The organism is Streptococcus oralis, from assembly GCF_019334565.1.
Classification (GTDB): Bacteria; Bacillota; Bacilli; order Lactobacillales; family Streptococcaceae; genus Streptococcus; species Streptococcus oralis_CR.
Genome location: NZ_CP079724.1, coordinates 1,586,034 through 1,598,482 on the forward strand (window position 1 = coordinate 1,586,034; position 12,449 = coordinate 1,598,482).

Sequence of the window (12,449 nt, forward strand, 5' to 3'; positions counted from 1 at the left end):
GTAAGCGGTATCATTTCTCCTTTGAAAAAGGAGAGAACCAAGAGGTCCTCTCCGGCTGTTTGTTCCTTTTTGATTCAAGTTGCTTTGAACTGCTGAAATCAAATTTCATTAATCTTCTTTACGTTTTGTCGCAAGAACTGCAGCAGATAAAGCGATGCTCACACTTGCCAAGAAGAGGGCTGCTTCTGAACCATGTTCTCCTGTAGCAGGAAGTTTCCCTTCTTTATCTTCCAGAGTTTTAGCATCAGCTACTGGGCTTGGAGTGAGCGGGTACTCAGGTTTTTCAACTGTTGGAGCTGCTTGTTCTCCAGCAGTAGCCAATACACCTGTGTAGGCTGGTTTCTCGTTTACCAAGGCTTGGACCGCATTGACTCCACCTTTGTATTCTGGTAATTCGTGAACCAAGGCTTCAACCGCATTAACGCCGCCTTTGAACTCAGGGACTTCATGTACAGCTGCTTCAACCGCATTAACGCCGCCCTTGAACTCAGGAACCTCATGTACAGCTGCTTCTGTTGCATTGACGCCGCCTTTGAACTCAGGTACATCAAGAACTGGTGGTTGTTCTTCACCCTTGCTACTTGTTGGAGCATCTGGTTTCGTAGCAGAATCTTTTAATTGGTTGAGATAGTCTGCGAAGTAGGCAACCATTCTTGCCGTCAAGAGGTGGTTATCCGTCGCATATTTCATGCTTGCCTGAACGCTAGCTACTTCCTCTTGATTGTCTTTGTCTGTTAATTTCTGCGCCTTAGCCAAAGCTGCTTCATAGCCAGACATGTCAAGTGGTGTTTCTGCTACCTGTGGACGGGTAAAGATGAGTTCCGCTGCAGATTGGTATTTATCGCCACCATCTCCGTAAGTCTTGGTACCAGTAAGGACAATTTTCTTAGCCTTGATTGTCTTGCCAAAATCAATGTCTTTTGGCTTGTTGTTATCTGGCCAATCAGTTACAGTGAAAGTATGTTCCTTACCAGACTCATCTGTCACAACCAGTTTTACATCACGCAAGTTACCATTCGATCCTGAGCCACGTGGAATATAGCGAAGTCCTGTGATTTCAGTTGGTTCTTTCAAGACCATGGTTGCAGGCTTGCCTACATCTCCGCCATTCCAAGATGTATGCCATAGACTAGACACATTGCCATCAAAGGCATTCTCTAGACCTTCACCTGGTTGAGATGGCGCATCCAAACTTTCAAAGTCTTCTGCTACTAAGGCTGTTTTCTTCTGAACCAAAGCATTCTTCAAGGCTTCAATCTTGGCAATCTCTGCACGCGCTTCTTCTACGCTAATGTCATCATCTGCTTGGCTGAGGTTAAAGACCGCCTCTTTCAAAGCATCCATAGACTCTTTCGTGTAGTTAGTCATGGCAACCGTTGGCAAGTAGTTTTTCAGAGCATTTTCTGTCAACATCTTACCTGTTAGCGTAATTTCCTCGATGTGAAGATTGTCCATCATGAAGTCATTGTAACCACGGAAGTTGGCATTTCCGCCAGCATCTCCACGAGTATTGCTTGCATTTCCAGTTGAGTAGATACCTACCCAAGTATCGCCTGTTTCTGCACCTGTCACGAGGAAGGTTGCCTTCTTGGCTTTCTTAGAATCCGTCCAAGTATTTGGCAATTCATGCATTTCCAAGTTGCTTGCTTGGCTACCACGACGACCTGACTGGAATTCTCCCTTACCGACTACAAAGGCATAGGTATTGTCAGAGCCTGCTTCGTATTCAAAGGTTACACGGTAAGTCTTACCTGCCTCAAAGCGGAAGTTTTGTGGGATTGTTTGGTAAACCAAGTTACGACGGCTCACTAGTCCATTGGTCTTCAATGACCAATTTCCTTCGATAACATCATCAACTTTCTTACCGTTCCAACCACGCTGTGTATATGGATCGTGTTTTTCAGACAAGTGAGTGCGGTTGTCTTCGACACCTTCGACACCACCTACTACAAATGGGAAGATACCTTGAGCTACATTTTCAAAGTCTTGTTTGAAGGTTCCTTTACCTGTATCATGCTTGTCTCCGTACATGCTTGAATTATTTTCAAAGGTACGAATTTCATCAAAGTATGTTGCTTCATCACCAGCTTCACGACTCAATGTCAGAGTGACATTTGATACATCTGAACCTGTTGTAAAGAAGGCATACATATTTTGGAAGTAACTTGTATCATCAACTGTAGCATTTTCACGACGATTGTTATGAGCATATGCTTTGATATAGTTGAGAGCGAGTGACTTATTAGTATAAGTAGTCACTTCTTTCTCGCCAGTATTCACTGTGATACTTGCCTTAGCATTACTACGGTTATCGACACCAACATAAACCGCATACTTGGTATTTGGTTTCAAGCCAGTCAGTTTCTGAGTAAGGCTGACCTTGCTCTTATTGCCTTGGATACGAAGCATTTCATTTGCGCCTTGTGATTTGACAATTTCTGCCTTAGAAGCATCACCAGAAATGGTCCAGTGTTTCAAAGTTCCACTGTTAAATCCTTGGTCGTAGATGTGCATGCCTTCGCTCCATGACATTTCAGGATTGGTTTGTTTTGAACGGTAAAGAACGTATGGTTGATTTGCTAGAAGGTCTAGGGTAATCTTGCCATCTTTTACAGTTAGTTCTTGCTCTTCTGTCTTACCTTGGTCAGTTAGCTTGTAAAGGTAAACCTTGCTATTTGCCCAATCGCTTGGAAGTGTCCAAGTTGTTGCACCAGCTTGCGTATTGAAGTAGTACATTTTTTCCTTATCAGTAGGAAGTTTCTTACCATTTGCATCCCAGTTCCAAGGAGTCAAGTAAGCTGAACCATCTTGGATGACACGTCCGTTGAGCGTTACTGTACGTTCGCGGTATTGCGGGCTATTGACATCGTTTGACTTACGAGTCACAACAACCTTGTTACCTGCTGCATCGACTAGCTCAACCTTCATTTCTGGAGTCCATTTATAGGTGCTACCGTTATCAGACATGGTAACTGGTGTACCATTTTCCCATTTACTTACAGTGAAGTGTTGGAAGTACTTAGTCATGACGTCATGGGCAAAGAGGTTAGTCACGTAGCCATTGTAGTCGCTTCGTCCTTGCCAGCCTTCAAAGTCTTTCATGCTGTAGCCACCTAGAAGTGGGTAGTTGGCTGCACCACCGTAACTTCTGTAGTCCCCAACCCATGAATCTTTTTGGTGGTTGCGGATAAAGCGTGTGATGGCACTGTTGATACCTTTATTAGTGTAGCCACCATAGGTCAAGTCAGCTGCCCAGTGTTGGAAGGTAGAGTCGTATTCACCACCATGACCCCACTCGATCGCAAAGCGCCAGCCTTGTTTGTTAATTTCTTTAGCAAGAACGTGGGTAGCCCAGGCACCGTTATCACCTGATTGACCATTTCCCCAAACGTCCACATAGATAAAGTCGAGTCCATCACCAAGTTTTTTCTTCAAGTCTTCCCAGCGAGCCAAACGTCCATGCGCCAAGTCATAAGCAGCATCAATGTTGATACCTTGGTCTAGCCAGTTCCAGCCGTAGCTGTAGCTTCCATCTGGATTCTTACGAAGAATACTTTCATTAAAGTATTTAGACTCAGGATAAGTCTCAGAAGCATTCACGTGGATACCTAGATGAGCTCCATATTTCTTCGCTTTCTCGATCAAGGCCTTGAAGTCTTCAACACCACCAATACGTTTACCAATATCAGCATAGTTCAAGTGACCAGAGTCATGACCTTCACTACCATATCCTTTAAGGAGAACACCTTGCCCAAGACCATCTGTGTGGAGATTGATTTTCTTAATACCATCCAAGGTCATAAGGAATGGGTTTTGTGCTTGAGAACCAAAGTTCATCGCGATACGGTAAGCAGTGATATCCTTGACTTTTTCCCAACCTTGAGGGTTGTTCATGATGCTACGATAAGCAATGGCACCATCTTGCCAGTCGACTTTGTTGTCAGCATTGGCATCTTCGGTGATAACAACCTTGGCACTTGGAAGTTCCTTCGTGTATTCTGGGAAAACAATGCCCTTATAAGCCTTTTCCCATTGCCATTCAGAGCTGTGAATTCCGACATAGTTGGCATTTCCAACTGTTTCTTTATAGGCTGTCAAACGAGTCCAGTCATTCGAACCACCACCATAGCTGTTTTGAGAATTGCTCCAAACACCTGCAGCAAGCTTATCTGTAGAAACAAATCCATACATGTAACCCTTAGCCAAATCCTTCATTGGATTGGTTACATCGATATGATCATCTCCGCTGACATGGGTATTGTTTGACATGGTTGCCCCATCAAACTTAGCACCAGCTTGATCACTTGAAACAGAGACTAAAGCATTGCCAAGGAAACTAATCGTAGAGAGCAATTTTCTTTCGTCATCAATCTTTTGACCTGGAGTGACTTGATTGTGATTGACAATCTTGGTCACATCAAAATGCAATTGATTATCCACAACTTGCAGACGAACTGTCATTTCCGCATTGATTAAGTGAGCATCATCGCGAAGCTTCATCACGTACTCTGCTGTTGTCTCATTGATTTTCTTATAAGTGACTTCAGGAGTGATTCGGTGGTTATTGATAAAGACTTGGTTGAACTGTTGCACCTGTCCTGGCAAAGTATGTCCATTCAAGGTGTATTCCTTGACACGAGGGAAGGCTTGGTCAATCACTGCCTTGAGGACCTTAGACTGGATCGTATCATAAGTCACCTTGCTATCATCAACAGCCGGACCTGTTTCTTTCTGGGCAGGAGTATCATCCGCTTTTACACCTTCTTGATTGTCTGTTTTAACGCTGACAACCGTACGCTCATTGCCATAGGAACCAGCTTTTAGGACGATTTTCTTCTCATTTTTGAGAGTTTCATTAACAGCTGCTGGCAAAGTGACCGTATCAAAGAGTTTCTCATCATTATTCGTTGCATTGAGTTGTCCATCTGACTTGAGGGTAATTGATAGGCGGTTAGTTGATCCTGTCTCAGGCGCTGCTACACGTCCCCCCTTATACCAGGTGCTATCGGTTGGAGATTTATACTCCCAGAACCAGCCATCTTTATCATAACCAACAAAAACATTGTTCTTGGTATCTTTAAATTTCAAGAAGACACCAAAACGTGATTTGCCCTTTTCAGAATCATCTTTGAAGGTTAAATCAACCGTCGCATTTCCATTAGCATCAACTGTCAATCCTTGTTTTTCAAACAAGGCTGGTTTGCCATCATTGTCATTTTGGGCCGTTGAAGACAGTTGATTGTAGCGAACACCCTTTTCTTCACGAATAGTGACTGTTCCTTGTTGCTCTTTATTCGCTACTGTTTGCCATTCAGGAGTCACTGTCTTAGGTGTTTCAGGTTTAGCAGCTGCAGTTTTATCCTCTTTTGGTTTTTCTTCAGCCGGTTTCTCTTTCTCTTCCAAGTCGGCTGGTTTCACACTTGAAATTCCCTGCATATGGTCTTGGATCCATTTTAGTTGAGCTGGTGAGAAGAGAATGCCTCCGCTCCGTTTTCCAACTACACCATTTTGGTGCACACCGACTAGTTTTCCTTCTGTATCAAAGATACCGCCGCCACTAGCACCCGGTTTTCCTCCCTGGTAACCAATCCCTTGGACACCTTCCCCGTATGGTTCCGCAAAATCAACTGTAGTATTGACAATCGGATTCAATTTCCCTTCTGGATAACCAAAGACATGAAGCTTATCTCCGATTTTCTTAACAACTGGCTTTTTAGTTACTTCAACAGGCGTATTTTCTAGAACTGTACGCAATCTCACAAGGGCCAAATCATTTTTGAATCCTTTCAGATAGCCTTCACGATCCCAATGAATAATATCTTTCTTGCTAAACTTGACATCTGGCAATCCTGGATATGAGATGCTATAGATATCTCCATCCCCCTGGTCATTATCCACAACCTTACGGATATTGCCGTCTTGGCTATCCTTGATAAAGTTATGAGAAACCGTCAAGACAAGGTCTTTAGCAACGACAATACCGCTACCTTCTCCTGATGGCGTCTTGATCTTAACAGTCGCGCCATAGTTTAATTCTCCATTGGTCGTTTTAGCCACATCTTCTGGGACGAGCTTTCCAGTATCTTGGGCCAATTGATCCTTGTCAACTTCGCGCCCATTGTCTTCAGCTTTCTCCAACTTATCTTCTAATTCTTTTGGCAGATTGCTTGGCTTTTCAGACTTTTCTTTTTCTTGAGCCAACAACTCTTCTTCTGTTTGAGGGCCTTCAGTAGTTTCAGCTGAACCAGGATTCTGAGCGGCAGCTTCCTTGTCAAAATCGTGCCCCTCATCACTAGCCTTCTTATCCAAATCAGCTAGTTCACTCGGCAAATTATCTGTTGAACCAACTCTTGCTTGATCAGCTAATACTGGGCTAGCTGCGAAGAAAGTCGCTCCAATCATCACCGAAGCTACTCCAAGCGTAAATTTACGAATACTGAACTTACAGCGTTTTTCAAAAAATCGTTTATCCATGAACTCCTAAATCCTTTCATTTTCCAGTAAGCGTTTACATTTCTTTTTTAAAAAATACTCCTTTCTCTGAAAGTGCTAAGCTTAACTGTTATAAATAAAAAATAATTGTACTTTTAATATAACAAATAAAAGGGCAGAAAGCAATAGGAAATAGGTAAAATTCACTAAAATTTTCTCTTTTCTGAAAAATCCTATCTCTAATCATTCAGGGACTTATACCAAGATAAAAAAGGACTTAACCATCATATCGATGGCTAAATCCTTTACTTTTTTAAAGTTATTTCACATGGTTTGCGAGTTCTTCTTGGGCCTTTTTATTTGACTCTTCTTTTTCTTTTAACCATTTTTCTTGAGCTTTTTGGTATTCTTCTGTTGTCACTGCCTTATCTTGTACTTCTAGATATTTGTACAAAAGGGCTTCACTCATACCCTTGTTACCAGAGTATGCAAATGGAAGTGTAAATGATACCATCTTAGACAACATTGGACGACCAGTTTGAGAAGTTGTTGGGATGAGCAAGGCACTGTCTGTCAACCAAGCTTGGGCAGCAGCATATTTCTCATAACGTTTTGAAACATCAGTGGTTTCTTCACCAGCTTCCACAACCATTTTTTCGTAATCTTCTAAACCAACTTGCTTAGCCGCAGCGTTGTTTGTCCCAGAATCAAATCCTAGATATGTTTTCGTATTTTCTCCTACAGAAGGCTTGATAATATCAAGATAAGTAGATGGATCGATATAGTCTGGAGACCAACCCACGTTATCTGAGATATCCCAGTCTTCTCCAGCCGCAGTTTCAGCGAAGTAGGTAATGTTTTGAACATCATCTTTTTGGAGCTGTTGGATGTCGATAACCACATTATCTGATCCTAGATTTTCTTCAACTGACTGTTTAAAAGATTGAACACGTTGAACTTTTGTTGTATTGGTTTGATCTACAGGCATATCCAAGTGGATTGGGAATTTCACACCTTCCGCTTGAAGGGCCGCCTTAGCTTTAGCGAACTCTGCTTTGGCTTTGTCAGGATTGTAGAGTCCATCTTGGGCATCATCCAAGTTTACGTTGCTCCACTCATCTCCATAGGTCACCAATTTTTACTTAACTAATTCCCCAAAGTTTTTCCCATCTGCCTGTACAAATGTAGGAGGAACAAATAAGTTACGAAGCAGTTTAGTAGCCCCGCTTGCACCATTTACTTGAGAAGCGTAGGCTGTTCTGTCAAAACCAAATGCAATAGCTTGACGGAAGTCCTTATTCAAAAGTGCCTTCTTGGTTGATACTTTTTCCTCATCTGTTGTCTTAGAAGTGTACTTATAAGACTGGCGATCGATATTTGTGCCTACTAAATAAGTAGTAGAATCTTGTTGGGTATAAACGATATTGTCTTTGAATGTTTTTTCAGTCTCTGAGTAACTAGCACTTGTTGGGAAGAGGCGAGCCATTGTAAAGCTACCGTCTTTGAAAGCTTCAGTTGGCTTATTAGTATCTTGACCATCCCAGAAGGATAATTTCACTTTATCAAGATGGACATTGTCTTTGTCCCAATAGTTTGGATTCTTTTCGAACTCGACTGATGATTTGGCTACGATTGATTTGAGTAAGAATGGTCCATTATAGAGAATACTGCTTGGGTCCGTACCTTTAGCAAAGTCATCCCCTTTAGAGTTCAAAAATTCTTCATTAACAGGAGCCAGAACACCCATTGTTGTCTTAGAATTCCAGAAACTTTCTGGCTTGTTCAATGTGTATTGAACGGTATAATCATCAAGAGCTTTGATTCCTACTTGAGAAAAATCTGTAATTTCTCCTTTGACATAGGCATCCAATCCCTTGATAGATTCCTGAACCAGGTAAAGACCATCTGATTTCTTATCAGCAGCATACTTAAGACCAGTTACAAAGTCTTGAGCTTTAACTTCTGCATACTCCTCACCTTCAGATGTATACCATTTTGCATCCTTTCGGAGTGTATACGTGTAAGTCAATCCATCCTTAGATACAGACCAATCCTCAGCCATAGATGGTACAAAATTCCCATAGCGGTCATTTTCAAGTAAGCCATCAATAACGTTGCTAGTAATATTTGCTGTAGCTGCCTTACCAGTTGTCAAATAGTTTAGGTTATCAGGATCCGTTTCGTAAATGTATGAGAATGTTTTCTCACCTTTAGCATTTGAACTTGATCCAGAGCAAGCCGCAAGAGTCGCAGCTGCCAATAACGTCACACCCGCAAGGGCAAGTAGTTTTGAACTTTTCATTGTTTTCTCCTTTAAAACTTTCACCCCATTATAGTCCCTTTTCAGAAACATGTCAATATAATTTTCAGAATTTTTGAATTAATTTGGTAAATTCTGAAAAATAAGTTTTCTATTATAAAATTATGATTCTCTAATACTATATTTTTATATCTTAAACCAGCAAAACAAGGACCGAAAATCAGATTTTTTATCATTTTTTTGCTATGATTAGATAGAAGAAAAGTTAAGGAGAAGACAATGATATTAATTACAGGTGCAAATGGTCAACTCGGTACCGAACTACGTTATTTACTAGATGAACGAAATGTGGACTATGTTGCCGTGGATGTGGCCGAAATGGATATCACCAATGCTGAAATGGTTGAGAAAGTCTTTGCCGAGGTTAATCCAACTCTGGTCTATCATTGTGCAGCTTATACTGCTGTTGATGCGGCAGAAGATGAGGGAAAAGAACTGGATTTTGCCATCAACGTAACTGGAACTGAAAATGTAGCCAAGGCCTCTGAGAAATACGGAGCTACTCTGGTCTATATCTCGACAGACTATGTCTTTGATGGGAAAAAACCAGTAGGACAAGAATGGGAAGTCGATGACCTACCTGGTCCGCAGACAGAGTACGGGCGTACCAAGCGAATGGGTGAGGAACTCGTTGAAAACCTTACGTCACAGCATTATATCATCCGCACTGCTTGGGTCTTTGGAAATTATGGCAAAAACTTTGTCTTTACCATGCAAAATCTTGCTAAAACCCATAAAACTCTCACTGTTGTCAACGACCAACACGGCCGCCCAACTTGGACACGTACCTTGGCTGAGTTCATGACCTACCTGACTGATAATCAAAAAGAGTATGGCTACTACCACTTATCAAATGACTCCACTGAAGATACCACTTGGTATGACTTCGCTGTCGAGATTCTTAAGGACAGTGATGTTGAAGTGATTCCAGTAGACTCCAGCAAGTTTCCTGCCAAGGCTAAACGCCCCCTCAACTCAACCATGAGTTTAGCCAAAGCGAAGACCACAGGTTTCGTCATTCCAACCTGGCAAGATGCCCTTAAAGAATTTTATAAACAAGAAGTAAGAAAATAAAAGTTTATGACATATATAAAAAGCAAGAGGCTTTAAATTCTCTTGCTTTTTAGTATCTGATTATTTAATCACTTGTTGCGTCTTGGCATAGTTAGCTTCGACTGCTTCTTTTTCTGATTTCCACCAGTCTTGGTTATCCGTGTACCACTTGATGGTCTCTTTGAGACCTGCTTCAAAATTGGTAAACTCTGGCTTCCACCCTAGTTCATAACGAAGCTTGCTAGCGTCGATAGCATAGCGAAGGTCATGGCCGGCACGGTCTGTCACATGGTCATAAGCATCAGCTGGTTGCCCCATTTCCTTGAGGATGAGTTCTAGGACTTCCTTATTGTTCTTCTCACCATCCGCACCAATCAAGTAGGTTTCCCCGATTTGACCTTTGGTTAGAATCGTCCAAACACCTGATGAATGATCATTGGTGTGAATCCAGTCACGGACATTCTTACCTTCACCGTAGAGTTTTGGCTTGATACCGCTCAAGATATTGGTGATCTGGCGCGGGATGAACTTCTCGATGTGCTGGTAAGGACCATAGTTATTTGAACAGTTGGAAATAGTCGCTTTGACACCAAATGAGCGCACCCAAGCTTTGACAATCAAGTCTGAAGCCGCCTTGGTTGATGAGTAAGGAGAGCTGGGATTGTACTTGGTTTCAGCCGTAAATTTCTCACCTGGACCTTCTCCATGACCTGGCAGATCTTCACGCAAAGGCAGGTCCCCATAGACTTCGTCAGTCGAAACATGGTGGAAACGAAGGTCGTATTTACGTGCTGCTTCCAAAAGAGTGTAGGTCCCGATGAAGTTGGTATGGATAAAGGGACTCGGATCATTGAGCGAGTTGTCATTGTGACTTTCTGCCGCATAATGAACGATAGCATCCGCTTCAGCTGCCAGCTTGTCTACCAAGACTGCATCAGCAATATCTCCAACAACCAACTCAACACGATCACCTATAATTTCTTCAATATTGGCACGATTACCCGCATAAGTCAGCTTGTCCAGTACTGTCACATGGACGTCTGGAAAGTTATTATAAACATAATGAACAAAGTTAGAACCGATAAATCCTGCTCCACCCGTCACGATGATATTTTCGTATTCAGTCATTTTTATTCCTTAACCTTTTTACAAATCTTCTTTTCTTAGTGGTTTGACATCCTTAAGCAGTGGATGATGTTTATCTGCTTCCGAAACTTCTGCTTCTGCTAGGTTTTCCCACTGGATGCCCAAGGCTGGATCTGCATAGTTGACAAAGGCATATTTAGGCTTGAGTTCAAGTGCCCAGTAGTCATTGACCAGATAGCTATAAGAAACTGTATCCGAGAGGACTTGGAAACCATTGGCCACGCCACGAGGGACAAAGATTCCCTTACTTGCATCAATCTCGGTCTGATAAACATTTCCAAAAGTCTCACCTTCACGTAGGTCAACCCAAGAACCCAGAACCTTGCCACCATCTGCTACTGAGATGTACTTGTCCCAAGGTTCAGCATGGAGTCCTCGAAGAACATTTTTACGAGAAAAGCTGACGTTATTTTGCAGTTTTCCTTCAGCAAAGAAGCTTTCAGGAAAACCAAGCGGTAGCATCTTTTCTTTCTGAAAATTTTCCTTAAACCAGCCACGATTGTCTCCATGAACTGGAATGTCAAACTCTAACATACCTGGAATGGCATCAATCTTGTGCACTGCAAGTGTTTTGCCGAAAAAATTATCTGTCATCTAGATTTCTCCAATTAAACGAAGCAAGTATTGCCCGTATTCATTCTTCTTGAGAGGTTGCGCCAACTTCAGCACATCTTCGCGGCTGATATAACCCATTCGGTAGGCAATTTCTTCCAGGTTGGCAACCTGAACATTTTGCATCCTTTGAACCGTTTCGATATATTGGGAGGCCTCTAACAGGCTCTCATGCGTCCCTGTATCCAGCCAGGCAAAACCACGCCCCATAACTTCAACTGACAAATCCCCACGCTTCAAATAAGCATTGTTAACATCTGTGATTTCCAACTCGCCACGAGCACTTGGTTTGATCTGTTTAGCAATCTCCACAACGTCATTGTCATAGAAATAAAGACCTGTCACTGCATAGTTAGAGCGAGCATTCTCCGGTTTTTCTTCTATGGAAATAGCATTCATGTCTGTATCAAACTCGACCACACCAAAACGCTCTGGATCCTTCACTTGGTAGCCAAACACAGTCGCACCCTTCTCTTTCTTGGCTGCCTTTTGAAGCATTTTGCTCAAACCAGGCCCATGATAGATATTATCGCCCAAGATCAAAGCAACACTATCGTCGCCGATAAATTCTTCACCGATAAGAAAAGCCTGAGCAAGTCCATCGGGACTAGGCTGTTCCGCATAGGAAAGCTTGATCCCAAATTCGGAGCCATCCAAGAGCAGATCCTTAAAACGGGGTAAATCCTGTGGTGTTGAGATAATCAAAATGTCCTTAATCCCAGCCAACATCAAGGTTGACAAAGGATAGTAAATCATGGGTTTATCATAAACTGGCATCAGCTGTTTTGACGCAGCTCGAGTAAGTGGGTACAGGCGCGTTCCCGAACCACCCGCAAGAATAATACCTTTCATAATAGGCTTCCTTTCTGGCTAATTACCTATCCTA

General features: G+C 42.3%; 5 protein-coding genes and 1 pseudogene. 1 reads left to right on the forward strand and 5 read right to left on the reverse strand.

What is annotated here, in order from left to right; translation table 11 throughout:
- Positions 1 to 108: 108 nt before the first annotated feature.
- Both KX728_RS07735 and KX728_RS07740 read right to left on the reverse strand, forming a co-directional pair.
- A complete protein-coding gene (locus tag KX728_RS07735) occupies positions 109 to 6,474 on the reverse strand; it encodes a SpGH101 family endo-alpha-N-acetylgalactosaminidase (protein ID WP_215804348.1) in 6,366 nt (2,121 codons plus the stop codon).
- Between the two features lie 277 nt (positions 6,475 to 6,751).
- Positions 6,752 to 8,734 (reverse strand): annotated as a pseudogene (locus KX728_RS07740) (peptide ABC transporter substrate-binding protein).
- Between the two features lie 237 nt (positions 8,735 to 8,971).
- Between KX728_RS07740 and rfbD the strand changes: the two are divergent.
- Positions 8,972 to 9,826 (forward strand): dTDP-4-dehydrorhamnose reductase, encoded by an 855-nt coding sequence (gene rfbD / locus KX728_RS07745; protein WP_215804347.1) that lies wholly within the window; start codon positions 8,972 to 8,974, stop codon positions 9,824 to 9,826.
- A gap of 60 nt (positions 9,827 to 9,886) precedes the next feature.
- Here rfbD and rfbB read toward each other — a convergent pair whose 3' ends face one another.
- From rfbB to rfbA, 3 genes are read right to left on the reverse strand one after another with little or no spacing between them, the layout of a single operon-like run.
- On the reverse strand, positions 9,887 to 10,933 hold the full coding sequence (gene rfbB / locus KX728_RS07750) for a dTDP-glucose 4,6-dehydratase (RefSeq protein WP_049477780.1): 1,047 nt from the start codon (positions 10,931 to 10,933) through the stop codon (positions 9,887 to 9,889).
- A gap of 18 nt (positions 10,934 to 10,951) precedes the next feature.
- Entirely contained in the window at positions 10,952 to 11,545 is a 594-nt protein-coding gene (locus tag KX728_RS07755; protein WP_215804346.1) for a dTDP-4-dehydrorhamnose 3,5-epimerase family protein, read from the reverse strand.
- The gene (gene rfbA, locus KX728_RS07760; RefSeq protein ID WP_000676121.1) at positions 11,546 to 12,415 is read right to left on the reverse strand and encodes a glucose-1-phosphate thymidylyltransferase RfbA; all 870 of its coding nucleotides are present in this window, start codon (positions 12,413 to 12,415) and stop codon (positions 11,546 to 11,548) included.
- Between the last annotated feature and the right edge of the window lie 34 nt (positions 12,416 to 12,449).